The following is a 24,850-nucleotide window of genomic DNA, read 5'->3' on the forward strand; positions in this document are numbered from 1 at the left end:
GGCGAATGAAGCATGAAAATGCAATTCGCCAGCTTCGCTGGCTTCTACAGGAGCCGCGATAGCAGCGCGGTCACAGCGGTTTCTACCCTGAGAATCCGCTCCCCCATCTGTACCGGCGCCAGGCCGGCGAGCTTGAGCAATTCCACTTCATAGGGTATCCATCCGCCCTCAGGCCCGATGGCCAGAGTAATCGGGCCGTCGATGGCGCGTGGGCAATCGGGAAAGGGGCCAGGATGAGCGACCAGGCCCAGGGTGCCAGCGGCAATGGCGCCGAGGCGGTCCTCCACGAAAGGCTTGAAGCGTTTCTCGATCACCACTTCGGGCAGGCAGGTATCCCGCGCCTGCTCCAGCCCAAGCACCAGTTGTTCGCGAATGGCTTCTGGCTGCAGGAACGGCGTTTGCCAGAAACTTTTTTCCACGCGGTAACTGTTTACCAGGATCAGTCTGGGTACGCCCAAGGTGGCTATGGTCTGGAAGACACGGCGTAACATCTTTGGCCTGGGAAGGGCCAGCACCAGGGTGAGGGGAAGCTTGGCTGGCGGTGGCCTGTCGAAGCCGACCCGCAATTGGGCGTGCCGGCTGTCCAGGATCTCGATGCGACCTTCGCCCATCAAGCCATCCACACGGCCGACTCGCAGCGTGTCACCGACCTCGGCCCGATGCACTTCGCGCATATGGGTCAGGCGGCGACCGCTCAGTTGAACGAGGCTTTCGCCCACGAAGTCGGCGGGCTCGAGCAGCAGCAGGTTCATAGGCGTGTAGCGGGCGGTTGGTCGTTCCCGTGCTCAGGTTCGCTGGCCTGTTCGCTACGCTTGCGTATGAGCCCGCCGAACAGTACACCGACTTCGAACAGCAGCCACATGGGCACCGCCAACAGGGTTTGCGAGAAGATATCAGGGGGAGTCAGGACCATTCCGACCACGAAGCAGCCGATGATCACGTACGGCCGGGCTTTCTTCAGCGCCCTGATGTCGACCACGCCGATCCACACCAGTAACACTACGGCCACAGGGATCTCGAATGCGACACCAAAGGCGAAGAACAGCGTCATGACGAAGTCCAGGTAGCTGGTGATGTCCGTCATCATGGCCACGCCATCGGGCGTGGCCGCGGCGAAGAACTTGAACATCAGTGGGAAGACAACGAAATAGGCGAAGGCCATGCCCGCATAGAACAGCAGGATGCTCGAGACCAGCAGGGGAATGGCGATGCGTTTTTCATGACGATACAGGCCCGGCGCGACGAACCCCCAGACCTGATGCAGGATCAGCGGTATCGCCAGGAACAGCGATACTGTCATGGTCAGCTTGAAGGGCGTCAGGAAGGGCGAAGCCACATCCGTGGCGATCATGGTCGCCCCGGGCGGCAGGTACGCTCGCAATGGAGCCGAAACCAGGGTGTAGATCTGCTGAGCGAAGGAAAAGAGCCCAGCGAACACCACAAAGACCACGGCCACGCAGCGCAGCAATCGGGTACGCAGTTCGGTCAGGTGTGACACCAGCGGCATCGGCTGGTCGTCTTCGGGTATTTCGCTCATGGGGCTGGGGTCGAATCCTGGGGCGTTCGCGGCGCGGCGGCCGGCTCGGTCACGGGTTTGGGTGAAGCGGCCGGGATTGCCGCGGGCGCGCGCTCCACGCTAGTCACGGGAGCAGTCGCAGGGGTGCCTGGACCATCGACCACGGGCGGGACCGCCGTCGGGGCTGGATGAATGGTCGGCGTCGCCTGGTTGCCGCCAGCCGGGTCCATCAACCTGCGGGCCTCCTGTTCAAGCGAAAGGATATGCTCGTTATGCAACTGGCGACGGATCTCATCCGCGCCCAGCTCCCGCTCGATCTCGGTCTTGATGCTATTGAAGCTGCGCTTGAGCCGGCCTATCCACAGCCCAGCGGTGCGCGCGGCCCCAGGCAGGCGCTCGGGGCCCAAGACCAGAAGTGCTACCAGGCCCACCAGCAGCAGCTCGCTGAAGCTGATCCCGAACATGGCTCAGTCCCGAGCGGCGTCTTTGCGCACCGGCTCTTCCACGCGGGTGTGTTGCCCGTCGATGGGCGGAGGCGGGGTGATCGGCGAGGTGGCTTGCGGGTGTACCGGCTGCTGGGGTTCGCTGGGCTTGTCGTCGTCGTTCATGGCCTTGCGGAAGCCCTTGATGGATTCACCCACATCGGTGCCGAGGTTCTTCAGCTTCTTGGTGCCGAAGACCAGCACGACCACGATGAGAATGACGATCCAGTGTTTCCAGTCAAAGATACCCATGGCAGCTCCGTAGAGGTTGTCAGGCTTGCGGCTGGCGAGCCGCTTTTTCCGCGTGGCCGGACAGGCCGAAGCGGCGTTCGAGTTCATCCAGTACCGCCTGGGGGTGCTGGCCGAGCGCGGCGAGCATTACCAGGCTATGGAACCACAAATCCGCTGTCTCGTAGATGACATCACTGCAATCGCCACTGCGCTCGGCATCCTTGGCGGCCAGTATGGTTTCCACGGATTCTTCCCCGACCTTCTCGAGGATCTTGTTCAGCCCTTTGTGATAAAGGCTGGCTACGTAGGAGCTGTCGGCCGAAGCGCCCTTGCGCTCCTCCAGCACCTCGGCCACGCGGGCGAGGGTGTCATTCATGCTTATGTCCTTGATAGATGGCGTGTGGCTCTTTCAATACCGGATCTACGGTAACCCAGGCGCCGTTCTCGAATACCCGGTAGAAGCAGCTTTCCCGACCGGTATGACAGGCGATGCCACCCAGTTGCTCTACCGCCATGACGATGACATCGGCGTCGCAGTCCAGGCGCAGCTCATGCACTTTCTGTACATGCCCGGATTCCTCGCCCTTGCGCCACAGGCGGTTGCGTGAGCGTGACCAGTAGATGGCACGCTGTTCGCTGGCGGTCAGCGCCAAGGCCTCGCGGTTCATCCAGGCCATCATCAGCACTCTTCCGCTTTTGTGATCCTGGGCGATGGCCGGTACCAGGCCGTCGCTGTTCCAGTTGATCTCGTCCAGCCAGTCTTTCATCGTTCGCTCCACTACTATCGGCCTAGTGTGCCAGCCCCGGCTGTACGTGGCTATCCGCGCGCCACCAGATACAGCCCCGACCCCAGCATCACCCAGGCAGGCCAGCCTTCCAGGCTGTTCAAGGCGCTGGCGGTGGTGGCCAGCACTGCCCCAGCGGCCAGCAGTATGCCGCCGACCACCCGCAAGGCTACCCGCTCGCTGGTGCGGCGCCAGGGCGGCGGTGGATCGCGCCGATGGGGTTGCGACATGCGTTCGAGCAGGTCCCGGGTCATGTTGGCCAGATGCGGCAGCTGCTCCAATTGGGCATGGGCGTTGCGCAGGACGGTACGCGGGCTCATGCGCTCGCGCATCCAGCGCTCAAGGAATGGCTGGGCTGTGGTCCAGAGGTCCAGGTCCGGGTACAACTGGCGGCCCAGGCCCTCGATGTTCAACAATGTTTTCTGCAAAAGCACCAGTTGCGGCTGGACTTCCATGTTGAAACGGCGGGCCGTCTGGAACAGGCGCATCAGGACCTGGCCGAAGGAAATATCTTTCAGGGGTTTCTCGAAGATGGGCTCGCATACCGTACGAATGGCCGCTTCGAATTCATTGAGCTTGGTCTCGGCCGGCACCCAGCCCGAGTCGATGTGAAGCTGGGCCACGCGGCGGTAGTCCCGCTTGAAGAAGGCGAACAGGTTACGCGCCAGGTAGTCTTGATCTTCGGGAGTCAGGCTGCCCACGATCCCGCAATCGATGGCGATGTAGCGAGGGTCCCACGGAGTCACCGTACTGACGAAGATGTTGCCCGGATGCATGTCGGCATGGAAGAAACTGTCCCGGAAAACCTGGGTGAAAAAGATTTCAACGCCGCGCTCGGCCAGCAGCTTCATGTCGGTGCGCTGGTCCGCCAGGGTATCCAGGTCGTTCACCTGGATACCGTAGATGCGCTCCATCACCAGCACCTTGGGCCGGCACCAGTCCCAGTAGATCTGGGGCACATACAGTAGCGTCGAATCCTCGAAGTTGCGTCGTAGCTGGCTGGCGTTGGCAGCCTCGCGCAGAAGATCCAGCTCGTCGTAGATGGTCTTCTCGTAGTCCGCGACCACATCCACCGGGTGCAGCAGCCGGGCGTCGGCCGAAACCCGTTCGGCGGCGCGAGCCAGGATGAACAGCCAGGCAATATCCTGGCTGATGATCGGGCGCAATCCTGGACGGACCACCTTGACCACCACTTCCTCGCCGGTCTTGAGCCGGGCCGCGTGTACCTGCGCCACCGACGCGGAAGCCAGGGGCTCGACATCGAAGCGGCTGAATACCGTACTGATCCTGGCGCCCAACTGGGACTCGATCAGTTGCATGGACTTCTGCGGATCGAACGGTGGCACGCGGTCTTGCAGCAGCATCAGCTCGTCGGCGATGTCTTCGGGCAACAGGTCGCGACGCGTAGAAAGAATCTGGCCGAACTTGATGAAGATCGGGCCCAGGTCCTGGAGGGCCAGGCGCAGGCAGGCTCCTCGGCTGAGCTGGCGATTGCTGCGTGGGAACCAGCGCCAAGGCATGCCGAAGCGCAGGACGCGCAGCCACCAGGGCAGGGGCAGTGCAAGGATGAGGTCATCGAGGCGGAAACGAATGGCAACGCGCAGGATGCGGAACAAACGACGTACGGCGGCGAGCAGCTTCATGCGTTTTCGCTGGCTTCAAGGGTTCGGAGCAGGCGGTGGAAGCGCGCCTGCAGGCGGTCGGTGTCAAGCTTGAGCTGGTCCAGCTCGCGCAGGCGCGCCTCGGCTTCACGCTTTCCGACCAGGGTTCGGGTTTCTTCGTTCAAGTAATCGCCAAGGGTGACCAGCAACCGCTCGCCGCCTTCGCCAGCCCAGCGGGCTCGCAGGCGCAGGTGTCCGGCGAGCAATGCGGTGGGAACAGGCCCCAGCCAGCGGGAAAGTTCGTATTCCCAGTCCAGGTCCAGGTCCTGGAGCACCGCGGCCAGAGCCATCAGGGGCGCGCTATCGCCGTCGAGGGTGACGTCGGGCCTGTGGAGTACCCGGGTCTTGTCCTTGCGCACGGCCAGTTGCAGCAAGGTGCCGAGCGGGGCGCGCAGGGTGCAGGCAGCCGGCGCTTCCCAATGACGGGCCAGGGTCAGGCCGGCGGGTCCGGGAATGATGAATACGCGCTGGGCAGGCTGCCGGCAGTCCACCAGGATCACCTGGCCGGACAGCCTGGCCAGACGGGGTAAAGCGGTACTGTCCAGGCGCAAGGTGGCATTGAGCCCAGCCTCGACCCCGGCCAGCAAGGCATCGCTGAGCATCAGGGCTTGATGCCCCGGTGCAGAGCCACTATCCCCGAGGTCATGTTGTGGTAGGTGACCCGGTCGAAGCCGGCGTCGATCATCATGGCCTTGAGGGTTTCCTGGTCCGGGTGCATGCGGATCGATTCGGCCAGGTAGCGGTAGCTTTCGGCGTCGTTGGCGATCAGCTTGCCCATCAGCGGCATGAAGGCAAAGGAATAGGCGTCGTAGGCCTTGGACATGACCTTGTTGGTGGGCTTGGAGAACTCCAGCACCAACAGCCGCCCACCGGGCTTGAGCACGCGCAGCATGGAACGCAGGGCGTCTTCCTTGTGGGTGACGTTGCGCAGGCCGAAGGCGATGGTCACGCAATCGAAATGGTTGTCCGGGAAGGGAAGCTTTTCAGCATCGGCCTGCACGAACTGCACGTTGCCGGCCACGCCCAGGTCCAGCAGGCGATCGCGCCCGACCTTGAGCATGGAAGCGTTGATATCGGCCAGCACCACTTCGCCAGTAGGCCCAACCAGCTGCGAGAACTTGCGCGTCAGGTCGCCGGTACCGCCGGCGATGTCCAGCACACGATTGCCCATGCGCACGCCGGACAACTCTATGGTGAAGCGCTTCCACAGCCGATGCATGCCGCCGGAGAGCAGGTCGTTCATTACGTCGTACTTGGCCGCGACCGAATGGAACACCTGCGCGACCTTCTCTGCCTTCTGGCTTTCGGGCACGTTCTGGTAGCCGAAGTGCGTGGTAGGTTCGCCGTCGCTGCCTTTGCGTTGATCGTTCATATCGCTGTCACCGGAAAAATTACTGGCCATTCTAATAGGCGCGCGTGGCATTTGTCTTGGCGGATGGCCGTTGTCGCGATCCGCGTTAATATGGCGGCCATTTTTCGATGAAGAGGTCTTCGATGAGCCAGATCCGGGTTGAGCGCGCGCACCAGTTGGGTAAAGAGGCAGCAAGGGAAAAGGCCGAGCGGCTGGTGGACAAGCTCGTCAGCAAATATGACATGAGCGCCCAATGGAATGGCGACGTGGTAGAGCTCAAGCGCAGTGGCGTAACTGGCCAGGTGGAAGTGGCCGAAGACAAGGTCGTGGTGGAAATGAAGCTGGGCATGATGCTGTCGATGATGGCCCCGATGATCGAATCGGAAATCAATCGCGCCCTGGACAAGGCGCTGGCCTGACCGGCGCTGGCTGACAGTAGCTGGCCGCGACAGGCGCGAACACGGGAGCCATGGCGGCGCTGGCCGAAAATCGGCTTCGCTTGTCGCGGAACAAATGCGATGCAAATCCGACCAATGCCTGAGCTGGTGGAATACACCGCCCGCTGGCATTGAGGAGCGCATCATGGCGAGCAAGAAGAAAGTGGACAAAGAAACCGCTTCCTGGATGGGCGGTATCGAAAAATATTCACGACAGATCTGGCTGGCTGGCCTGGGTGCTTACGCCCGTGGCGCGGCTGACGGCCACAAGCAATTCGAGGCGTTGGTCAAGGAAGGCGAGAAAGCCGAAAAGCTGGCCCGCGGCGAAATCGACAAGCAGATCGGCCAGCAGGTGGAAACGGCCAAGGCCGTGGCTGGAACCAAGGCAAGCAGCCTGAAGGAAAAGAGCCTGGGCAAGTGGGGCGAACTCGAGGACGCCTTCGACACTCGTCTGGACAGCGCTGTTTCGCGTCTTGGCCTGCCCACGCGGGAAGAAATCGCCGCCCTGCAGCAGAAGGTGGATCTGGTGATGAGCCAGTTGCAACGGCTTACGGGCGTCTCGGCAGCGCAACCTGAAGCGGCCATCCCGAGCCAGGTGAGCAAAGCCGTCAAGGCGCCCCGGCGCGCTGCAAAGATCACCGAAGGCACATCGCCGGCATCGGCTGGGGCTACCAAGCCCACCACTTCCACGCGGATCACCGCGGCCAAAAGCGGTGCCGCCACCAAGGCAGCGAAGCCCAAGGCTGTGAAGGCGCCAGTCAGCGACGGCCTATAACCTGGCCCTTCGCGGTGGGAGGCAGCGAAGCTGCTGAATCCGACCTGTTTTCCAGGTTTTCGCTAGCTGCCGCTAGCGCCCACCGTGGGAGGCAGCGAAGCTGGCGAATCCGCCAGTCAGGGTACGAATTTGACGACCGATTCCACCGGGTCTCGCGACTTACCTGCCGCATGCAGGGCTTGCAGATACTCTTCCCAGAGGCTGCCCCGGCGGGTGGCGAGCTCGTAGAGGTAGTCCCAGGTGTAGAGGCCGCTGTCGTGGCCATCGTCGAAGGTCAGCTTCAGCGCATACTGCCCGGCCGGCTCCAGTCCCACCAAGGCGACGTGCAACTTGCCGTATTGCAGCACTGGGTTGCCGTGGCCCTGGACCTCCGCCGAGGGCGAGTGCACCCGTAGGAATTCGGCAGGCAATGCATAGACCTCATCCGGACCGTAGGTCAAGGTGAGGGTTTTCGACGCCTTGTGCAGGTTGATGGCAGTCGGTATTCGACTCATCGGCTCGACCCCTGAGGCAAATAGCGGCGCACGCCAGGGCATGCGCCGCGATCGGACGGTACCCCCTGGTCAGAGGATGTAGCGAGAAAGGTCTTCGTTCTCGGCCAACTCGCCCAGGTGGCTGTTGACGTAGGCAGCATCGATGAGAATGGGCGCGCCATTCTGCGAGCCAGCCAGGTCACCGGCGCTGAACGATACTTCCTCGAGCAGGCGTTCGAGCAAGGTATGCAAGCGGCGAGCACCAATATTCTCGGTTTTCTCGTTCACCTGCCAGGCGATCTCGGCCAGGCGCTTGATGCCGTCCGGCTGGAACTCCACCCCGAGCCCCTCGGTTTTCAACAGCTCGCGGTATTGCTCTGTCAGGGAAGCATGGGGCTCGCTGAGAATGCGTTCGAAGTCGCCTGGAGTCAGCGCTTTCAATTCCACCCGGATGGGCAGGCGCCCCTGAAGCTCCGGAACCAGGTCGCTCGGCTTGCTCAAGTGGAAGGCGCCCGAGGCAATGAACAGGATATGGTCCGTCTTGACCATGCCCAGCTTGGTGTTCACGGTGCAGCCTTCGATCAGGGGCAGCAGGTCGCGCTGCACGCCCTCACGGGAAACATCGGCGCCACCTACGTTGCCTCGCTTGGCCACCTTGTCGATCTCGTCGATGAAGACGATACCGTTCTGCTCGACCGCTTCGAGCGCCTGGGCCTTGAGTTCCTCTTCATTGACCAGGCGGCTGGCTTCCTCGTCACGCACCAGCTTGAGCGCTTCCTTGACCTTCAACTTGCGCGCCTTGCGACGCCCCTTGCCCATATTGGCGAACAGGCTCTGCAGCTGGTTGGTCATTTCCTCCATCCCTGGCGGGGCGGAAATATCGACTCCCACGGCATCGGCGACTTCGATCTCGATTTCCTTGTCGTCGAGCTGGCCTTCACGCAGCCGCTTGCGGAACAGCTGGCGGGTGTTGGAATCCGCGCTAGGCGCCGGGTCTTCATTGAAGCCAACGCGCGCCGGTGGCAGCAGCGCATCGAGGATGCGGTCTTCGGCGGCATCTTCGGCGCGATGACGCACTTTGATCATTTCCTGCTCGCGCAGCATCTTCATCGCCGCATCGGCGAGGTCACGGATGATGGACTCGACATCGCGGCCCACATAGCCGACCTCGGTGAACTTGGTCGCTTCAACCTTGAGGAAGGGCGCGTTGGCGAGCTTGGCCAGGCGCCGGGCGATCTCGGTCTTGCCTACGCCGGTGGGGCCGATCATCAGGATGTTCTTGGGAGTGACTTCGGCGCGCAGCTCGGCGGGTAATTGCATGCGCCGCCAGCGATTGCGCAAGGCGATGGCGACAGCGCGCTTGGCGTCATCCTGGCCGATGATGTGGCGGTTGAGTTCGTGGACGATCTCGCGGGGGGTCATGGACATGGCGTTAACGGCCTCGGGCATGTCACTGCGCGAGGTCCTGCTCCTCGATGGTCAGGTGATGATTGGTGAAAACGCAGATGTCCGCGGCGATATTCAAGGCGGACTCGGCGATTTCCCGTGCCGACAGATCGGTCTTGTTCAGCAGCGCGCGGGCCGCGGCCTGGGCGAATGCCCCGCCGGAGCCCATGGCGATCAAGCCGTCCTCGGGCTCCACCACGTCGCCATTGCCGGTGATGATCAGGGACGCGTCCTTGTTGGCGACGGCCAGCATGGCCTCGAGCCGGCTCAAGGAGCGATCGGTGCGCCAATCCTTGGCCAGCTCGACGGCGGCGCGCACCAGATGGCCCTGATGTTTTTCCAATTGAGCTTCGAAGCGCTCGAAAAGCGTGAAGGCATCGGCCGTGGCGCCAGCGAAGCCAGCGATCACCTGGCCGTGATACAGGCGGCGTACCTTGCGCGCATTGCCTTTCATCACGGTATTGCCCAGGGAAACCTGGCCGTCCCCGCCCATGACGACTTTGCCGTGGCGGCGGACTGATACGATGGTGGTCAAGGGAAGGTCCTCAGGCTGCGGGGCGAAACTGCCCAATGCAGCATGATGTGGGGATAGCAGTAGGGAATTTCAACCGGGGCAGCAACACCCCGGCCAGGACGCCGTAGGCAGGCTCGCTCGCCTGCTACGCTGGAGCGGCTAACGCGTTTGCCGTTGCTGCAGCAACAGGTTGTTGAAACCGCTGCCGGCCAACATCTTCTGCGCGGCGGTCAGCTGTTCCCGGTTGCTGAACGGGCCGACCAGCACACGGTACCAGGTCTCATCCTTCACCATCCCCGACTCGACCTGCACGGCCTGGCCGAGCAGGATGATCTGGGCGCGTACCTTGTCAGCGTCCGTCTGCTTGCGGAACGAGCCGGCCTGCAGATAGTACTGGGTAGTGGCGGCCGGCTTGATGACCGGTGGCGGCGGTGGCGGCACCTGGCCGGACAACGCTGCCTGGGCGCGCGCCGTATCGATCTTGGCGGCCTCGGCCGGGGTGACCGGCTGGGCAGGCACGGGTGGCGTTTTCTCCGGCACAGCCTCGGGCGGCACTATGACTTCGGATTCGGGCAGCAAGGTGTAGAAGTCATACTTGGGCTTGATCTTCTCGGGGCTGGGCGGTGTTTTTTCCGCCTCGGCTGCCTTGCTCGCGGTCTTCTGTTCCTCCGGCTTGGTCCGCTTGACGTCGTTATGGCCCGGTTCGAGCTTCATCAGGAAAACGATGAACGCGCCCACCGACAGCCCGATGGCCAGCCACAGCCAGCCTGGAATGGGCTTCTTGGCCGGTGGGGCGTTGCGGCTGGCGCCACGCTTGGGTGCAGGTTTCTTCGCCGCCACCTTACATGCGCTCCAAGGTTTCCAGGCCCAGCAGCTCCAGGCCCTGTTTCAAGGTCAGGCCGGTCAATGCCGCCAGGCGCAACCGGCTTTGCTGTTGCTCGGGGGTCTGCGCCGCGAGGATCGGGCAATTCTCATAGAAGCTGGAGAACAGCCCGGCCACGTCATAGAGATAGCTGCACAGCACATGAGGCGTGCCCTTTTCGGCCACCGTGTTCAGCACTTCGCCGAACTGGGCCAGCCTGGCGGCCAGATCCTGCTCATGGGCGGCCTCCAGCCGGATATGCCCGTCGGCCTCCTCATAGCCCTTGCCCAGCTTGCGGAAAACCCCCGCCACCCGGGTGTAGGCATACAACAGATAAGGCGCGGTATTGCCTTCGAAATTGAGCATCAGGTCGAAGTTGAAGCTGTAGTCGCTGGTCCGGTGCTTGGACAGGTCCGCGTATTTGACGGCTCCGATGCCGACCACTCGCGCGATCTCGCGCAGGCGGCTTTCTTCCAGGTCAGGGTTTTTCTCCTTGACCAGGGCGTAGGCGCGCTGCTCGGCTTCGTCGAGCAGGTCGATCAGTTTAACGGTGCCGCCGTCACGCGTCTTGAAAGGCCGTCCGTCCGCGCCGTTCATGGTGCCGAAGCCCATGTGCTCGGTCGCCATGCCATTGGTGATGAAGCCGGCGCGCCGGGCAACTTCGAATACCTGCTGGAAATGGAGGGCCTGACGCTGATCGACGAAATACAGGGCTCGGTCCGCCTTGAGCACATTGCTGCGGTAGCGCACCGCGGCCAGGTCCGTAGTGGCGTACAGGTAGCCCCCGCCGGCCTTTTGCACGATCACAGGCAACGGGTTGCCTTCGGCGGTCTTGAATTCCTCCAGGAACACGCACTGGGCCCCCTCGCTTTCCACCAGCAGGCCCTTGGCGCGCAGGTCGGCGACTACGCTGGGAAGGTCTTCGTTATAGGCGCTTTCGCCCATGACGTCGTTTGGGGTAAGCCGAACGTTGAGGCGCTCGTAGGTTTTCTGGCAATGGGAAAGCGAAATCTCATTGAAACGCTTCCACAGGCTCAGGCAGTCCGGGTCGCCGGCCTGCAGCTTCACTACCAGGCTGCGGGCGCGCTCGGCGAATTCGGCCGATTCGTCGAAACGCTTCTTGGCGGCGCGGTAGAAGTTTTCCAGGTCCGACAGTTGGTCGCTGTCAGCGGGATTTTCCTCCAGGTAGGCCAGCAGCATGCCGAACTGGGTACCCCAGTCGCCTACGTGGTTCTGACGGATCACGGTATCGCCCAGGAACTCCAGGACATTGGCCACGGCGTCGCCAATGATGGTCGAGCGCAGGTGCCCCACGTGCATTTCCTTGGCCAGGTTCGGCGCGGACAGGTCCACCACCACGCGCTGGGTGGGGCTGCCCTTGCGTACTCCGAGCTTACGGTCGGCCAGCGCGCTGTCGAGTCGCGCGGCCAGTGCCTCGGTGTTCTGGAAGAAATTGATGAAGCCAGGGCCAGCGATCTCCGCCTTGCTCAACTGAGGGTCGGCAGGCAGGGCGGCGATGATCTTTTCCGCCAGGTCGCGCGGCTTCAGACCAGCGGGCTTGGCCAACATCATGGCGATGTTGCTGGCAAAATCCCCATGGCTCTTGTCCCGGCTGTTCTCGACCTGGATCGCCGGGGACAGCCCGGCAGGCAGCACGCCGTCCTCGACGAGGCGGGTGAGGGCATGTTGGATCAGCAGGCGAATGGTGTCTTTCATGATCGTCTCGTGTGCCGCGAAGCGGCGGCGCGGCAAGCGCGGGTTGAAAAACTGGGCATTATCCGTTCATGGGCCGGGCTTGCCAACCTTCGTGGCGGCTCAATAGAGGTCGATGGGGTCGACATCCAGGGCCCAGCGCACCTGGCGGCCGCCGGGCAACCGCTCCAGTTGCAGCACCCACAGGCTGAGCAAGCGGTGCAAGGGCGCCCGGGCATTGGCTTGCAACAACAGCTGAGCCCGGTAACGGCCGGCGCGCCTTTCCATGGGGGCTGGAACCGGGCCAAGCAGTTCGACCGCGCCGACGCCCAGGCTGTCACGCAGCCGCTCGGCCTCGATGCAAGCCTGGTCCAGAAAGGCCTCGGCCTGTCCCGGTCTGTGAGCTTCGGCACGCAGTAGCGCCAGGTGGCAGAACGGCGGCAATCCAGCGCTGCGACGTTCGCTCAGGGCCTGGGTCGCGAAAGCGCCATACCCCTCTTCGGTCAATTGCACCAGCAGCGGGTGATCGGCCATATGGCTCTGGATGATGGTGCGCCCCGGCTCTTCAGCACGCCCGGCGCGCCCGGCGACCTGTACGATCAACTGGGCCATGCGCTCGGCGGCGCGGAAATCGGCGGAGAAGAGGCCGCCGTCGGCGTCCAGGATGGCGACCAGGGTGACCCGGGGAAAATGATGTCCTTTTGCAAGCATCTGGGTGCCGACCAGAATGCACGGCTCGCCGCGCTGCACGCGGGCGAACAATTGCGCCATGGCGTCCTTGCGCGAGGTGCTGTCGCGGTCTACCCGCAATACCGGCACATCCGGGAACAGGGTTCTCAAACGGTCCTCGGCCCGCTCGGTTCCGGCACCGACAGGACGCAGGTCCACCGAGTGGCAGGTCGGGCACTGCCGCGGGCGTGGCGCCGCGTGGCCGCAGTGGTGGCAGCGTAGCTCTCCGGAGCGCAGATGCACGGTCATGCGCGCATCGCAACGCGGACATTCCGACAGCCAACTGCATTCATGGCACAGCAGGGTTGGGGCATAGCCGCGCCGGTTGAGGAACACGAGCACCTGTTGGCCCAGGGCGAGCACCTGGCCGATGGCTTGCTGCAGGGGTGGGCTCATGCCGCTGTCGAGGGGACGGCTTTTCACGTCCAGGCGCAAGTAGCGCGGCGGGCTGGCACCGCCGGCCCGTTGCTCCATGCGTAGCAGCCCATAGCGACCAGCATGGGCGTTGTGCAGGCTTTCCAGCGAAGGCGTGGCCGAGCCGAGCACCACGGGGATGTTTTCCTGGCGAGCACGTACCACCGCCAGGTCCCGGGCGTGATAACGCAGACCTTCCTGCTGTTTATAGGAAGCGTCGTGTTCCTCGTCGATGATGATCAGCCCCGGATGGCGCATGGGCGTGAACAAGGCCGAGCGGGTGCCGATGATGATGTCGGCGTCACCGTCGCGGGCCGCCAGCCAGGCATCGAGGCGGTCACGATCATTCACGGCCGAATGCACCAGCGCGATCCGGGCGTTGAATCGCTGTTCGAAGCGCAACAGGGTTTGTGGCCCCAGGTTGATCTCCGGGATCAGCACCAGTGCCTGCTTGCCTGCCTTGAGCGCCTGGTGAATCAACTGAAGATAGACCTCGGTCTTGCCGCTGCCGGTGACGCCAGCCAGAAGAAAGGCATGAAACTCGCCAAATCCGGCCCGCACCGCTTCGAAAGCACTGCGCTGCTCCGAATTGAGCGGCAGTTCCGGCTGCGCCAGCCAATGGGCATGCCGTTGGGCAGGGGCCTGGCTGCGTACCTCGACCCGCGCCAGGCCCTTGCCCAGGAGTGCATCGAGGCTGTCCTTGGCAAGACCGAGCCGAGGCAACAACGAGTGAGGGACGCCGTGAGGGTGCTGTGCCAGCGCCTTGAAGGCTTCTCTTTGTCGAGGCGCGCGCGCCAGGCGCGGATCGGTGGCCCTCGCGCCCTCGGTTATGCTCCAGAAACGCTCCTGGCGGGCCTCTGCCGGTTCGCCTTGGCGCAGCAGGGTGGGCAAGGCCCAGGACAGGGTATCCCCCAGGCTGTGCTGATAGTACTGGGATGTCCACAGGCACAGGCCCCAGAGGCTTTCAGGTATCGGTGAATTGTCATCGAGCAGGGCGCTGGCGGCTTTGAGCTTGTCCTTGGGTACGTCGGAATGCTCCGCCACTTCCACCAGCACGCCGATGATTTCGCGGCGGCCGAAGGGCACCCGCAAGCGCATGCCTGGACGCCATGCCGCTGGCGTGGGCCCGGCTGGCGCACGATAGTCGAACAGGCGGCGCAGCGGAGAAGGCAGGGCAAGGCGCAGGATGACGTCGGGCACGAAGGGCTTCCAGGGCAGCGGGCAAAGCGAGCGGCAAGCCTAACACCCCGGCGGCGACTACCGGTAGCGGCTGCGCTTGCGTCCCTGGCGCGCTCTGGTAATATGCCGGACCCCAGTTCGTGCGGTATCCGGCAATGGTGTCGGGTGGCGGCGCGACCACAGAGGAATACCCCATGAAGCCTGAAATCCATCCGAAATACGAAGCCATCGACGCTACCTGCAGCTGCGGTAACGTCATCAAGACCCGTTCCACCCTGGCCCAGCCTCTGAGCCTGGACGTGTGCAACGAGTGCCACCCGTTCTATACCGGCAAGCAGAAGATGCTGGACACCGGCGGCCGTGTCGACCGCTTCAAGCAGCGCTTCGGCGTGTTTGGCGCCGCGAAGAGCAACTGAGGCTCCGCGCGTTGGCAAGCCTTCGAGGCTTGGCCAGGCTGATCGAAAAAGCGTCCCTCGTGGGCGCTTTTTTATTGCCTGCGTTTTTCCTCGGCCAGGTGCGGGCCGAATGTCCGATACCGGCGACGCTGCCGCTGGCTCAGGTTGCGCGGACAGTCGATGGCGATACCCTGCGCTTGGCGGATGGGCGAAGCGTGCGACTGATCGGTATCAATACGCCCGAAATGGGACGCAAGGGACGCGCGGATGAGCCGGGCGCCAAGGCGGCCCGTGATCGCCTGCAAGCACTGGTGAAGGAGGGCGGCGGCAAGGTCGCGATCCGACCGGGCGCTGAGCCCCATGACCGTCACGGCCGGACCCTGGCTCATGTCTATACGCCCCGGGGCCGGAACATCGAAGCCATTCTGCTGGGCGAAGGGCTTGGCTTTCAGATAGTGGTGCCGCCGAATGATGCTCTGTGGGCGTGCCATGCGGCCGCTGAACGTACCGCGCGGCAGGTGGGCCTGGGTGTGTGGCGCGGGTTCAGCCCGCAACCGGTAGCAAGCCTCAAGCGGGCGGGCTTTGCCATCGTCACCGGCAGGATTCAGAGGATCGGCCGCAACCGCGGCGGCACCTGGATCGACCTTGAGGGCGGTCTGGTATTGCAGGTGCGGCAGGCGGACGCGCATCTGTTCGAAGGCAGCCTGCAAGGCTTGCAGATAGGGCAGGCTGTCGAGGCGCGAGGCTGGATCGTCGACCGGCGCCGCCGGTCGGGCAAGGCCTCCGGGCAAGCGCCCTGGCTGCTGCGCCTGACATCACCCATCATGTTCGAACAGGTGCCATCTGCGGCCAAAGTCGTACCTTCTAACCCTTGACAGCGGGTGACTGGGCAGTCTTGTCGCGACTATCCTTTGTGCGTATCCTCGGCGCTCCGAAAAGTTCAACAGTCAAGCGGAACGCCACCATGTCAGATCTGAAAACTGCCGCTCTCGAATACCATGCCCAGCCTCGCCCGGGGAAACTGAGCGTCGAACTCACCAAGGCGACCGCTACCGCGCGCGACCTGTCCCTGGCCTATAGCCCGGGCGTCGCCGAGCCTGTGCGTGAAATCGGCCGTGACCCTGAACTGGCATACAAGTACACCGGCAAGGGCAACCTGGTGGCAGTGATCTCTGACGGTACCGCCATTCTTGGCCTGGGTAACCTGGGCCCTCTGGCGTCCAAGCCGGTCATGGAAGGCAAGGGCGTTCTGTTCAAGCGTTTCGCTGGCGTGGATGTGTTCGACATCGAAGTGGATGCGGAAAGCCCGCAAGCGTTCATCGACACGGTCAAGCGTATTTCGATCACCTTCGGTGGCATCAATCTGGAAGACATCAAGGCGCCTGAATGCTTCGAGATCGAGCGTGCCCTGATCGAGCAGTGCGACATCCCGGTTTTCCATGACGATCAGCACGGTACCGCCATCGTGACCGCGGCGGGCATGCTCAACGCGCTGGAAATCGCCGGCAAGCAGCTCGAAGAAGCCAAGATCGTCTGCCTGGGCGCCGGTGCCGCGGCCATTTCCTGCATGAAGCTGCTGATCAGCATGGGCGCGAAGGTCGAGAACATCTACATGATCGATCGCGTCGGTGTCATCCACGCCGGTCGTGACGACCTGAACCAGTACAAGGCTGTCTTCGCCCACGAAACCGACAAGCGCACCCTGGCCGATGCCCTGGACGGCGCTGACGTCTTCGTCGGGCTTTCCGGCCCGAACCTGCTCAGCCCCGAGGGTCTCAAGAGCATGGCGGCCAACCCGATCGTGTTCGCCTGTTCTAACCCAGACCCGGAAATTTCCCCGGAACTGGCCCACGCTACCCGTGACGATGTCATCATGGCCACTGGCCGTTCGGACTACCCGAACCAGGTCAACAACGTGCTGGGCTTCCCCTTCATCTTCCGTGGCGCGCTGGACGTGCGCGCCAAGCGCATCAACGAGGAAATGAAGATCGCCGCCGCCTACGCCCTGCGTGACCTGGCCAAGCTGCCGGTGCCGAAGGAAGTCTGCGAGGCTTACAACGTAGACAGCCTGAGCTTCGGCCGTGAGTACATCATTCCCAAGCCTCTGGATGTCCGCTTGATCGAAGTGGTATCCGATGCGGTAGCCAAGGCGGCCATCGAGACCGGCGTAGCGACCCTGCCGTACCCGGCCAACTACCCGCTCAAGAGCGTGGATGACGTATTCAAGGGTTGATGACCCTGCAATGAAGAACCGGCCTGATGGCCGGTTTTTAATGCCTGAAATATGAACATTCGCCAGCTGGGGCTGGCGCCCGACCGGGCCCACAGGGCCCGGCGGTGCCCTGTCAGAACAGATCCATGGGCGCTGCTTCGTCCGCTGGCAGCGGGCTGCCGGGTGCGCCGTTGCCCAGTTCGTTGACTGAAGGCGGGGTGTCCTCGCTCTTGAACAGTTCGAAGTAGGCATTGGGCGTGGCCGCAGTGGCCGCGCGGCCGCTGACAGGGTCGACCCGCAGGCTGACGATGCCTTCCGGCTCAGGCTGGGTATGCGGCGGCTTGTCCTTGAGCGCGGCGCCCATGTAGTTCATCCAGATGGGCAGGGCCACCGTGCCGCCGAACTCCTTGTGGCCCAGGGTCTCAGGCTGGTCGAAGCCCGTCCAGACCGTGGTCATGTAGTCAGCGTTGTAGCCGGAAAACCAGGCGTCCTTCGAGTCGTTGGTGGTGCCCGTCTTGCCTGCGATGTCTGGCCGGTTCATGGCCAGGGCACGGCGTCCGGTGCCTTTCTTGATGACGTCCTGCAGCATGCTGGTAAGGATGTAGGTAGTACGGCCATCGACGATACGGGGCGCATATTGAGGTGTCGTTGCCTCAGGCGCCCGGGTCCCGGTTTGCGCGTCGTTGCTCGTGGCCTCGGTGACGACGGGCGCTGGCGGCTCGCTGGCCTCTTCGGCCTTGGTAGGCACCACGGCCGGGTTGGCGGTGAACAGCACATCACCATTGCGGCTTTCGATCTTCTGGATCAAGTATGGGCTGACCTTGAACCCGCCATTGGCGAAGGTGCTCCAGCCCGTGGCGATTTCCATTGGAGTCAGGGTTGCGGTGCCGAGGGCCAGGGAGAGGTTGCGCGGCAAGTCCTGGCGATTGAAGCCGAAGCGGGTGATGTAGTCGATGGTATGGTCCACGCCCAGGCTCTGGAGCACCCGGATCGATACCAGGTTGCGGGACTTGTACAGGGCTTCACGCAGGCGGATCGGGCCCAGGAAAGTATTGGTGTCGTTCTTCGGCCGCCAGACCTTGTCGAGGAATTCGTCCACGAACACGATCGGGGCATCATTGACCAGGCTGGCGGGGGTGTAGCCATTATCCAGGGCGGCGCTATAGATGAAGGGCTTGAAGCTCGAACCCGGCTGACGCTTCGCCTGGGTGGCACGGTTGTAGTTGCTCTGCTCGAAGGCGAAGCCACCGACCAGGGCCCTGATGGCGCCGTCATGCGGGTCCAGGGAAACGAGCGCGCTCTGGGCAGTGGGCACCTGGCTGAACCTGAGGCTGCCATCGCCTTGGCGCTGGACGCGGATCAGGTCGCCGACCTGGGCGACATCCGCCGGTTGGCTCGGCGCGCGGCCCTGGCTGTTGGTATTGAGGAACGGTCGCGCCCACTTCATGCTGTCCCAACTCACGGGCTCTTGCTTGTCATCCCGGGTCAGTACCGTCAGGCCGGCCTTGTCCACATGGGTGACGATCGCCGGCTCCAGCGAGTTGAGCGGGCGCTGGCGCGTCAGCTCGGCGAGCCAGGCTTCACGGGTCTTGCCAGGCAGTCGGGACTCGGGGCCGCGATAGCCATGGCGCTGATCATAGGTGAGCAGGCCCTCGAGAACGGCCTTGTTGGCGTGTTCCTGCAGGTTGCTCGGCACCGTGGTGGTGACCCGGAAGCCCTCGGTATAGGCCTCGCTGCCGAATCGCCCGACCATTTCGGCGCGGGCCATCTCGGCGATGTAGGGCGCATTCACCTCAGGGGTGGGTACGTGGTAGCTGGCGTTGATGGGCTCGGCCAGGGCGGTGTCATAGCTGGCCTGGTCGATCTTGCCCAGCTTGTACATGCGGCCCAGGATCCAGTCCCGACGTTCCTTGGCGCGTGCCGGGTTGGCCAGGGGGTTGAAGCGCGACGGGGCCTTCGGCAGGCCGGCGATCATCGCCATCTGGGCCAGGCTGCAGTCCCGGATGGACTTGCCGTAGTACACCTGCGCCGCCGCCTCGATGCCGTAGGCCCGGTTGCCCAGGTAGATCTTGTTCACGTACAGCTCGAGGATTTCGTCCTTGGTCAGCTCGCGTTCGATCTGCAAGGCCAGCAGAATTTCGTTGGTCTTGCGCGAGAAGCTGCGCTCGCTGGTCAGGAAGTAGTTCTTCGCCACCTGCATGGTGATGGTGCTGCCGCCGGTCTGGATGTGGCCGCTACGCAGCAGCTGGCTGGCGGCGCGGACCAGGCTGGAAGGGTCCACCCCGTAATGGTTCTCGAAGTTGTCGTCTTCGGCGGACAGCAGCGCCTGGATGAAATGAGGCGGGATGTCGGAAAACTTGATCGGAGACCGGCGCATCTCGCCAAATTCTGCTATCAATTTGCCGTCGCTGCTGTAAACCCGAAGAGGAATTTGCAACTGAACGCTTTTCAGAGCCTCCACGGACGGCAGGCCGGGGCTAAGATACAGATACGCGCCGCTCAGGCCGAGCAGAAGCCCGCATACCACGGCGAGGAAGGTCCAGCAGAAAAACTTGAGCAGGCGGATCAAGGCTTTCGGATTTCCATTGAGAGTTGGGGCTTGGCGGCAAGCATGGGCCAAGGCAAAAAAACGCTCGGCATTATAAGCAATTTGGGGTGGAGCGTCATTTGCGCTTCTGTCAAGACTGCTATTAAATGCCGGGTACCATAAACGGTCCGTAAGTCGCGGATAGTGCTAGGGAATTGGCAGTGCTAGGACTCTTCAGCAAGAAAGCGAGCTCGCTTCTGGGGATCGACATCAGCTCCACTTCGGTCAAGCTGTTGGAGCTGAGCCGGGTAGGTGATCGTTTCAAGGTGGAGTCCTACGCAGTCGAGCCCCTGCCCGTCAATGCGGTGGTCGAGAAGAACATCGCCGAGCTCGAAGGTGTGGGCAACGCCCTGCTGCGCGTCGTGGCCAAGGCGCGCACGCCTACCCGCGGCGTGGCGCTGGCGGTTTCCGGCTCGGCGGTCATCACCAAGTCCATCGAAATGGACGCGGGCATGACCGATGATGAAATGGAGAACCAGCTCAAGCTGGAGGCAGATCAGTACATTCCGTACCCCCTCGAGGAAGTCGCCATCGACTTCGAGGTGCAAGGTCCCTCCGCCCGCAATCCTGAGCGAGTCGAAGTACTGCTGGCCGCCTGCCGCAAGGAAAACGTCGAAGTTCGCGAAGCGGCCCTGGCCGTGGCCGGCCTGGCCGCCCGGGTGGTCGATGTCGAAGCCTATGCCCTGGAACGAGCGTTCGGCCTGCTGGCGCCGCAACTGCGGGATGCCGAGCGGCCGCTGACCGTGGCGGTGGTGGATGTGGGCGCCACCTTGACTACCTTGAGCGTGCTGCATGGTGGCCGCATCATCTATACCCGCGAGCAGCTGTTCGGCGGGCGCCAGCTCACCGAGGAAATCCAGCGCCGCTATGGGCTCAGCGTGGAGGAGGCCGGCCTGGCCAAGAAGCAGGGCGGGTTGCCGGACGACTACGTGGCCGAGGTGCTGCAACCCTTCCGCGAAGCGGTTGTGCAGCAGGTGTCACGCTCGTTACAGTTCTTTTTTGCAGCAGGGCAGTTCCATCAGGTTGACTATATCGTGCTTGCCGGGGGCACGGCTTCCCTGGCAGGCCTGGATCAACTCATCCAGCAACGCATCGGCACGCCTACGCTGGTGGCCAACCCCTTCGCGGACATGGCCCTGAACAGCAAGGTCAATGCCGGTGCCCTGGCCAGTGACGCCCCGGCGCTGATGATCGCTTGCGGGCTGGCGCTCAGGAGCTTCGACTGATGGCACGCATCAACCTGTTGCCCTGGCGGGAGCAGTTGCGCGAAGAGCGCAAGAAGCAATTCTTCATGCTGCTGGCGGCGGTGGTGCTGTTCAGCGGCGGAGTCATTTTCCTGGCCAGCCAGTATATTTCCGGGCAGATCGACCGCCAGACCGCCCGCAACAACTATCTGCAAACCCAGAATGCCAACCTTGAACAGCGGATCAAGGCCATCAGCGAGCTCAAGACCCGCCGCAAGCAGCTGCTGGCGCGCATGCGCATCATCCAGGACCTGCAAGGCAACCGGCCGATCATAGGACGCATCTTCGATCAACTGGTTCGCACCCTGCCGGACGGGGTCTATTTCACCGAGGTGAAGATGGTCGACAAACAGATCAACATCTCCGGGGCCGCCGAATCCAACAATCGGGTATCGGACCTGATGCGAAACCTCGATGCCTCGCCCTGGCTCGAATCGCCCACCCTTACCGAAGTCAAGGCCAAGACTGACGACGCCGGTGACGAGAGCGCCGCGGCCGACATCGGCACCGACCAGGCCAACCTGTTCCAGCTGTCCGTACGGCAAACCGCGCCGGCGGTGGAGGAGGTCGATAAATGAAGGGGGCAGCCTGGCTGGACAGCCTGAAGAAAGTCGAGCTGAGCGAGCTCGATGTCAACAACATGGGCAGCTGGCCCGCCCCGGTGAAGGTCATAGCGGCCATTCTGCTGGCCTTGCTTCTGCTTGGGCTGGGTTATTACTTCCGCCTACAGGATCTGGAAGCGGACCTGGACGCTCATATCGCCCAGGAGGAAACGCTGCGCCAGCAGTACGCGACCAAGGCTTTCCAGGCAGCGAACCTGGAAGCCTACACTGCCCAGATGAAGGAAATGGAAACGTCCTTCGGTGCCATGCTGCGTCAGCTTCCCAGCGATACCGAGGTGCCTGGCCTGCTGGAAGACATCACCCGCACCGGCCTGGGTGCAGGGCTGGAATTCCAGGAAATCAAGCTGTTGCCGGAAACCGCCCAGCAGTTCTACATCGAGCTGCCCATCCAGATCACCGTCACCGGCAATTACCATGACCTGGCGGCCTTCGTCAGCGGAGTGGCAAGCCTACCCCGGATCGTCACCCTGCATGATTTCGACGTGAAGCCCGCCAGCCAGGGCAATGCCTCGCAGCTGCGCATGCAGATCCTGGCCAAGACCTACCGCTACAACGACAAGGGGCTGCCACAATGAAGGCCTGGGCCAAGGCGGGCCTGCTGTTGGTCATCACCGTGCTTTCCGCTTGTGGCGGCTCGGACGATTTTTCCGATATAGACGCGTTTCTCAAGGAAGTGAACGAGAAGCCCAAAGGCACCATCGAGCCCATCCCGCGTTTCCAGGCGTACCAGGCCTTCACCTATCAGGCCTCGGACCTGCGCAGCCCCTTCCAGCCGCCCATCCGCGTGGAACGGGCGAATCGGCCCAAGGGGTCGAAGGATATTCACCCTGATCCGAATCGGGTGAAGCAGTTCCTGGAGGGCTTCAATATCGAGGATTTCGAAATGGTCGGCACCCTGGCCAATGCCGGTGGGCGTTTTGCCTTGATGAAAGGCGGCGGAGGCGTGCATCGGGTGAAGGTAGGCGACTACATTGGCCAGAACGATGGCAAGATCATCGCTATCAGCGACACAGAAGTCGATGTGGTGGAACTCGTTCCGGACGGCGAAGGGGGGTGGCTCGAACGGCCACGCGCCATTTTGCTCAAGGAACCCTCCTGACGGGTCGGTACAGCATGCTCAGTGGAAAACAACGATGAACAGGATCCTCTCCGCCCTAGGCGCCGCGCTGGTCGCGATGCTGGTGTCGCCAGCCCTGCTGGCGGCCACCCTGAAGTCGGTCGATGTAGCCGCGTTGCCGGGTGATCGCGTGGAGCTGAAGCTGTCCTTCGACAGCCCGGTAACCGCGCCACGTGGCTATACCACCGAAGATCCGGCCCGCATCGCCCTGGACTTTCCCGGCGTGGTGACCCAGGTCGCCAACCGTAGCCGCGACCTTGGCGTGGGCAACGCACGCACCCTGGCCTTGATCGAAGCCAAGGACCGTACGCGCCTGATCGTCAACCTGGCTACCCTGGTGCCCTACAGTACCCGGGTCGAAGGCAACAACGTCTTCGTGCTCATCGGTCCGGGCGCCAATGCCGTCCAGGCCTCCACCGGCACAGCCCCCAAGGCGGCGCCCGCGCCAGCCGCCGCGCCCCGGACGACAACGGCCGCCGCGCCCCGGGCCCCGGTCGTGGGCATTCCAGGCAGAGCCATCCGCAATGTGGACTTCCAGCGCGGCGCGCTTGGCGAGGGCAACGTGGTCATCGACCTGAGCGACCCTTCGATCAGCCCCGATGTAAAGGAACAGGGCGGCCGAATCATAGTCACGTTCGCCCGTACCGCATTGCCGGATCCACTCAGGCTGCGCCTGGACGTCAAGGACTTCGCCACACCGGTGCAGTTCGTCAGTTCCACTCAGGCAGGCGAGGCCTCCACGGTTTCCATCGAGGCGTCCGGAGCGTTCGACTATTCGGCCTTCCAGACCGAGAACCGGTTGACCATCAGCGTCCGGCCGCTCACCAACGAAGACGTGCAGCGTCGCAACGCCGACCGCAATGTATACACCGGCGAGAAGCTCTCGCTGAATTTCCAGGACATCGATGTCCGGTCGGTGCTCCAGCTGATCGCCGATTTCACCAACCTCAACCTGGTTGCCAGCGATACCGTTCAAGGCGGCATTACCCTGCGGCTGCAGAACGTCCCGTGGGACCAGGCCCTGGACCTGGTGCTCAAGACCAAGGGGCTGGACAAGCGCAAGGTGGGCAACGTGCTGCTGGTGGCGCCGGCGGACGAGATCGCCGCTCGCGAACGTCAGGAGCTCGAATCCCAGAAGCAGTTGCAGGAACTCGCCCCGTTGCGTCGCGACCTGATCCAGGTGAACTATGCCAAGGCCGCCGACATCGCCAAGCTGTTCCAGTCCGTGACCGGCTCCAAGGACAATACCGACGCGCGCGGCTCCATCACCGTGGACGACCGCACCAACAGCATCATCGCCTACCAGACCCAGGAAAGCCTCGATGAGCTGCGTCGCATCGTGGCCCAGCTGGATATCCCGGTGCGGCAGGTGATGATCGAAGCACGCATCGTCGAGGCCACCGTCGGCTACGACAAGTCCCTGGGGGTGCGCTGGGGTGGCACTTCCACCGGCCATGGCAATACCACCATCTACGGCCTGGATAACAATGGCGACGAGTCGGGCAATACAGGCACCGATACCGGCACCAACGTACCCTTCGTGGACATGGGCGCCACTGACGCCACCTCGGGTATCGGCCTGGGCTTCGTTACCAACAATACCTTGATCGACCTCGAGCTCAGCGCAATGGAGGCAACCGGCAATGGCGAGGTGGTGTCCCAGCCCAAGGTAGTCACTTCCGACAAGGAAACGGCCAAGATCCTCAAGGGCCAGGAAATTCCCTACCAGGAATCCAGTTCCAGCGGCGCGACCACGGTCTCCTTCAAGGAAGCGTCGCTGTCCCTGGAGGTCACGCCGCAAATCACTCCAGACAACCGCATCATCATGGAGGTGAAGGTGACCAAGGACGCCCCTGACTACCTGAACGAGGTACTGGGCGTGCCGCCTATCGACAAGAACGAGGTCAACGCCAAGGTATTGGTGAATGACGGCGAGACCATCGTCATCGGTGGAGTGTTCTCCAATACCCAGAACAAGACCACGCAGAAAGTCCCCTTCCTGGGCGACGTGCCGTACATAGGCCGGCTATTCCGCAGCGATACGGTCTCGGAAGAAAAATCCGAGCTGCTGGTATTCCTGACTCCGCGTATCATGAACAACCAGGCGATTGCTGTGAGTCATTGA

26 protein-coding genes are annotated in these 24,850 nt (G+C 63.0%); 10 read left to right on the forward strand and 16 right to left on the reverse strand.

Features of this window, described 5'->3' with window-relative positions; translation table 11 throughout:
- Positions 1 to 44: 44 nt before the first annotated feature.
- The 9 genes from ACP691_RS14505 to ubiE are packed head-to-tail and all read right to left on the reverse strand — an operon-like array spanning position 45 to position 6,047.
- Positions 45 to 752 carry a 16S rRNA (uracil(1498)-N(3))-methyltransferase gene (locus ACP691_RS14505; protein ID WP_426150487.1) on the reverse strand — a complete coding sequence of 236 codons (708 nt, stop codon included), beginning with the start codon at positions 750 to 752 and terminating at the stop codon, positions 45 to 47.
- Positions 749 to 1,537, reverse strand: a complete 789-nt coding sequence (gene tatC / locus ACP691_RS14510) for a twin-arginine translocase subunit TatC (protein ID WP_426150485.1) — start codon at positions 1,535 to 1,537, stop codon at positions 749 to 751. Before tatC ends, ACP691_RS14505 begins: the two co-directional genes overlap by 4 nt.
- A complete protein-coding gene (gene tatB / locus ACP691_RS14515) occupies positions 1,534 to 1,980 on the reverse strand; it encodes a Sec-independent protein translocase protein TatB (protein ID WP_426150483.1) in 447 nt (148 codons plus the stop codon). The genes tatC and tatB overlap by 4 nt, the downstream gene beginning before the upstream one ends.
- A gap of 3 nt (positions 1,981 to 1,983) precedes the next feature.
- The gene (locus ACP691_RS14520) at positions 1,984 to 2,250 is read right to left on the reverse strand and encodes a twin-arginine translocase TatA/TatE family subunit (protein WP_040260097.1); all 267 of its coding nucleotides are present in this window, start codon (positions 2,248 to 2,250) and stop codon (positions 1,984 to 1,986) included.
- 19 nt (positions 2,251 to 2,269) lie between these two features.
- Entirely contained in the window at positions 2,270 to 2,605 is a 336-nt protein-coding gene (locus ACP691_RS14525; protein WP_040260092.1) for a phosphoribosyl-ATP diphosphatase, read from the reverse strand.
- Positions 2,598 to 2,996 carry a phosphoribosyl-AMP cyclohydrolase gene (hisI, locus tag ACP691_RS14530; RefSeq protein WP_426150480.1) on the reverse strand — a complete coding sequence of 133 codons (399 nt, stop codon included), beginning with the start codon at positions 2,994 to 2,996 and terminating at the stop codon, positions 2,598 to 2,600. The genes ACP691_RS14525 and hisI overlap by 8 nt, the downstream gene beginning before the upstream one ends.
- Positions 2,997 to 3,046: 50 nt before the next feature.
- Positions 3,047 to 4,657 carry a ubiquinone biosynthesis regulatory protein kinase UbiB gene (gene ubiB, locus ACP691_RS14535; protein ID WP_426150478.1) on the reverse strand — a complete coding sequence of 537 codons (1,611 nt, stop codon included), beginning with the start codon at positions 4,655 to 4,657 and terminating at the stop codon, positions 3,047 to 3,049.
- Positions 4,654 to 5,277 (reverse strand): ubiquinone biosynthesis accessory factor UbiJ, encoded by a 624-nt coding sequence (locus ACP691_RS14540; RefSeq protein WP_426150476.1) that lies wholly within the window; start codon positions 5,275 to 5,277, stop codon positions 4,654 to 4,656. The genes ubiB and ACP691_RS14540 overlap by 4 nt, the downstream gene beginning before the upstream one ends.
- Entirely contained in the window at positions 5,277 to 6,047 is a 771-nt protein-coding gene (ubiE, locus tag ACP691_RS14545; protein WP_040260087.1) for a bifunctional demethylmenaquinone methyltransferase/2-methoxy-6-polyprenyl-1,4-benzoquinol methylase UbiE, read from the reverse strand. The genes ACP691_RS14540 and ubiE overlap by 1 nt, the downstream gene beginning before the upstream one ends.
- Before the next feature lie 122 nt (positions 6,048 to 6,169).
- Here ubiE and ACP691_RS14550 point away from each other — a divergent pair, with 122 nt between their 5' ends.
- Together ACP691_RS14550 and ACP691_RS14555 are read left to right on the forward strand one after the other, a co-directional pair.
- Complete coding sequence (locus ACP691_RS14550) at positions 6,170 to 6,445, forward strand: polyhydroxyalkanoic acid system family protein (RefSeq protein ID WP_040260086.1); 276 nt, start codon at positions 6,170 to 6,172, stop codon at positions 6,443 to 6,445.
- Positions 6,446 to 6,608: 163 nt separating this feature from the next.
- Positions 6,609 to 7,238, forward strand: a complete 630-nt coding sequence (locus ACP691_RS14555; protein ID WP_426150473.1) for a phasin family protein — start codon at positions 6,609 to 6,611, stop codon at positions 7,236 to 7,238.
- Between the two features lie 116 nt (positions 7,239 to 7,354).
- Here the strand turns inward: ACP691_RS14555 and ACP691_RS14560 are convergent, their stop codons facing one another.
- The 6 genes from ACP691_RS14560 to ACP691_RS14585 form a co-directional block, all read right to left on the reverse strand.
- Positions 7,355 to 7,732: a gamma-butyrobetaine hydroxylase-like domain-containing protein gene (locus ACP691_RS14560; protein ID WP_426150471.1), complete on the reverse strand. Its 378-nt coding sequence runs from the start codon at positions 7,730 to 7,732 to the stop codon at positions 7,355 to 7,357.
- 69 nt (positions 7,733 to 7,801) lie between these two features.
- Positions 7,802 to 9,139 (reverse strand): ATP-dependent protease ATPase subunit HslU, encoded by a 1,338-nt coding sequence (hslU, locus tag ACP691_RS14565; RefSeq protein WP_040260527.1) that lies wholly within the window; start codon positions 9,137 to 9,139, stop codon positions 7,802 to 7,804.
- A 22-nt stretch (positions 9,140 to 9,161) separates the two neighbouring features.
- On the reverse strand, positions 9,162 to 9,692 hold the full coding sequence (hslV, locus tag ACP691_RS14570) for an ATP-dependent protease subunit HslV (RefSeq protein WP_040260526.1): 531 nt from the start codon (positions 9,690 to 9,692) through the stop codon (positions 9,162 to 9,164).
- Between the two features lie 138 nt (positions 9,693 to 9,830).
- A complete protein-coding gene (locus ACP691_RS14575) occupies positions 9,831 to 10,511 on the reverse strand; it encodes an SPOR domain-containing protein (RefSeq protein WP_426150469.1) in 681 nt (226 codons plus the stop codon).
- 1 nt (position 10,512) lies between these two features.
- Positions 10,513 to 12,249 carry an arginine--tRNA ligase gene (gene argS / locus ACP691_RS14580; protein WP_426150467.1) on the reverse strand — a complete coding sequence of 579 codons (1,737 nt, stop codon included), beginning with the start codon at positions 12,247 to 12,249 and terminating at the stop codon, positions 10,513 to 10,515.
- Positions 12,250 to 12,348: 99 nt separating this feature from the next.
- Entirely contained in the window at positions 12,349 to 14,568 is a 2,220-nt protein-coding gene (locus tag ACP691_RS14585) for a primosomal protein N' (RefSeq protein WP_426150465.1), read from the reverse strand.
- Positions 14,569 to 14,741: 173 nt separating this feature from the next.
- On the opposite strand from ACP691_RS14585, the gene rpmE reads away from it, so the two are divergent.
- From rpmE to ACP691_RS14600, 3 genes are all read left to right on the forward strand, one after another.
- Positions 14,742 to 14,963 carry a 50S ribosomal protein L31 gene (gene rpmE / locus ACP691_RS14590; RefSeq protein WP_040260078.1) on the forward strand — a complete coding sequence of 74 codons (222 nt, stop codon included), beginning with the start codon at positions 14,742 to 14,744 and terminating at the stop codon, positions 14,961 to 14,963.
- A gap of 59 nt (positions 14,964 to 15,022) precedes the next feature.
- On the forward strand, positions 15,023 to 15,817 hold the full coding sequence (locus tag ACP691_RS14595) for a thermonuclease family protein (protein ID WP_426150463.1): 795 nt from the start codon (positions 15,023 to 15,025) through the stop codon (positions 15,815 to 15,817).
- Positions 15,818 to 15,906: 89 nt separating this feature from the next.
- A complete protein-coding gene (locus tag ACP691_RS14600; RefSeq protein WP_040260077.1) occupies positions 15,907 to 17,175 on the forward strand; it encodes a malic enzyme-like NAD(P)-binding protein in 1,269 nt (422 codons plus the stop codon).
- Positions 17,176 to 17,287: 112 nt separating this feature from the next.
- Here the strand turns inward: ACP691_RS14600 and ACP691_RS14605 are convergent, their stop codons facing one another.
- On the reverse strand, positions 17,288 to 19,720 hold the full coding sequence (locus ACP691_RS14605) for a penicillin-binding protein 1A (RefSeq protein WP_426151102.1): 2,433 nt from the start codon (positions 19,718 to 19,720) through the stop codon (positions 17,288 to 17,290).
- Positions 19,721 to 19,902: 182 nt separating this feature from the next.
- On the opposite strand from ACP691_RS14605, the gene ACP691_RS14610 reads away from it, so the two are divergent.
- From ACP691_RS14610 to ACP691_RS14630, 5 genes are read left to right on the forward strand one after another with little or no spacing between them, the layout of a single operon-like run.
- Entirely contained in the window at positions 19,903 to 20,967 is a 1,065-nt protein-coding gene (locus ACP691_RS14610) for a pilus assembly protein PilM (RefSeq protein ID WP_426150461.1), read from the forward strand.
- Complete coding sequence (locus tag ACP691_RS14615) at positions 20,967 to 21,563, forward strand: PilN domain-containing protein (protein WP_426150459.1); 597 nt, start codon at positions 20,967 to 20,969, stop codon at positions 21,561 to 21,563. Before ACP691_RS14610 ends, ACP691_RS14615 begins: the two co-directional genes overlap by 1 nt.
- Positions 21,560 to 22,183 (forward strand): type 4a pilus biogenesis protein PilO, encoded by a 624-nt coding sequence (gene pilO, locus ACP691_RS14620; RefSeq protein ID WP_426150457.1) that lies wholly within the window; start codon positions 21,560 to 21,562, stop codon positions 22,181 to 22,183. Before ACP691_RS14615 ends, pilO begins: the two co-directional genes overlap by 4 nt.
- A complete protein-coding gene (locus tag ACP691_RS14625; RefSeq protein WP_426150455.1) occupies positions 22,180 to 22,707 on the forward strand; it encodes a pilus assembly protein PilP in 528 nt (175 codons plus the stop codon). Before pilO ends, ACP691_RS14625 begins: the two co-directional genes overlap by 4 nt.
- A gap of 34 nt (positions 22,708 to 22,741) precedes the next feature.
- On the forward strand, positions 22,742 to 24,850 hold the full coding sequence (locus tag ACP691_RS14630) for a type IV pilus secretin PilQ (protein ID WP_426150453.1): 2,109 nt from the start codon (positions 22,742 to 22,744) through the stop codon (positions 24,848 to 24,850).

The sequence above is a fragment of the Pseudomonas sp. DC3200b2 genome, assembly GCF_049895785.1.
Taxonomy (GTDB): domain Bacteria; phylum Pseudomonadota; class Gammaproteobacteria; order Pseudomonadales; family Pseudomonadaceae; genus Aquipseudomonas; species Aquipseudomonas massiliensis.

Bases quoted from the DNA above. Each gene is read 5' to 3' on its own strand.
- ACP691_RS14560 (WP_426150471.1), bottom strand. From the start codon at position 7,732: ATGAGTCGAATACCGACTGCCATCAACCTGCACAAGGCGTCGAAAACC.
- rpmE (WP_040260078.1), top strand. From the start codon at position 14,742: ATGAAGCCTGAAATCCATCCGAAATACGAAGCCATCGACGCTACCTGC.
- ACP691_RS14505 (WP_426150487.1), bottom strand. From the start codon at position 752: ATGAACCTGCTGCTGCTCGAGCCCGCCGACTTCGTGGGCGAAAGCCTC.
- ubiE (WP_040260087.1), bottom strand. From the start codon at position 6,047: ATGAACGATCAACGCAAAGGCAGCGACGGCGAACCTACCACGCACTTC.
- ACP691_RS14600 (WP_040260077.1), top strand. From the start codon at position 15,907: ATGTCAGATCTGAAAACTGCCGCTCTCGAATACCATGCCCAGCCTCGC.
- hslU (WP_040260527.1), bottom strand. From the start codon at position 9,139: ATGTCCATGACCCCCCGCGAGATCGTCCACGAACTCAACCGCCACATC.
- tatC (WP_426150485.1), bottom strand. From the start codon at position 1,537: ATGAGCGAAATACCCGAAGACGACCAGCCGATGCCGCTGGTGTCACAC.
- ACP691_RS14540 (WP_426150476.1), bottom strand. From the start codon at position 5,277: ATGCTCAGCGATGCCTTGCTGGCCGGGGTCGAGGCTGGGCTCAATGCC.
- ACP691_RS14555 (WP_426150473.1), top strand. From the start codon at position 6,609: ATGGCGAGCAAGAAGAAAGTGGACAAAGAAACCGCTTCCTGGATGGGC.
- ACP691_RS14625 (WP_426150455.1), top strand. From the start codon at position 22,180: ATGAAGGCCTGGGCCAAGGCGGGCCTGCTGTTGGTCATCACCGTGCTT.
- pilO (WP_426150457.1), top strand. From the start codon at position 21,560: ATGAAGGGGGCAGCCTGGCTGGACAGCCTGAAGAAAGTCGAGCTGAGC.
- ACP691_RS14615 (WP_426150459.1), top strand. From the start codon at position 20,967: ATGGCACGCATCAACCTGTTGCCCTGGCGGGAGCAGTTGCGCGAAGAG.
- tatB (WP_426150483.1), bottom strand. From the start codon at position 1,980: ATGTTCGGGATCAGCTTCAGCGAGCTGCTGCTGGTGGGCCTGGTAGCA.
- ACP691_RS14630 (WP_426150453.1), top strand. From the start codon at position 22,742: ATGAACAGGATCCTCTCCGCCCTAGGCGCCGCGCTGGTCGCGATGCTG.
- ACP691_RS14525 (WP_040260092.1), bottom strand. From the start codon at position 2,605: ATGAATGACACCCTCGCCCGCGTGGCCGAGGTGCTGGAGGAGCGCAAG.
- ACP691_RS14550 (WP_040260086.1), top strand. From the start codon at position 6,170: ATGAGCCAGATCCGGGTTGAGCGCGCGCACCAGTTGGGTAAAGAGGCA.
- hisI (WP_426150480.1), bottom strand. From the start codon at position 2,996: ATGAAAGACTGGCTGGACGAGATCAACTGGAACAGCGACGGCCTGGTA.
- ACP691_RS14520 (WP_040260097.1), bottom strand. From the start codon at position 2,250: ATGGGTATCTTTGACTGGAAACACTGGATCGTCATTCTCATCGTGGTC.
- argS (WP_426150467.1), bottom strand. From the start codon at position 12,249: ATGAAAGACACCATTCGCCTGCTGATCCAACATGCCCTCACCCGCCTC.
- ubiB (WP_426150478.1), bottom strand. From the start codon at position 4,657: ATGAAGCTGCTCGCCGCCGTACGTCGTTTGTTCCGCATCCTGCGCGTT.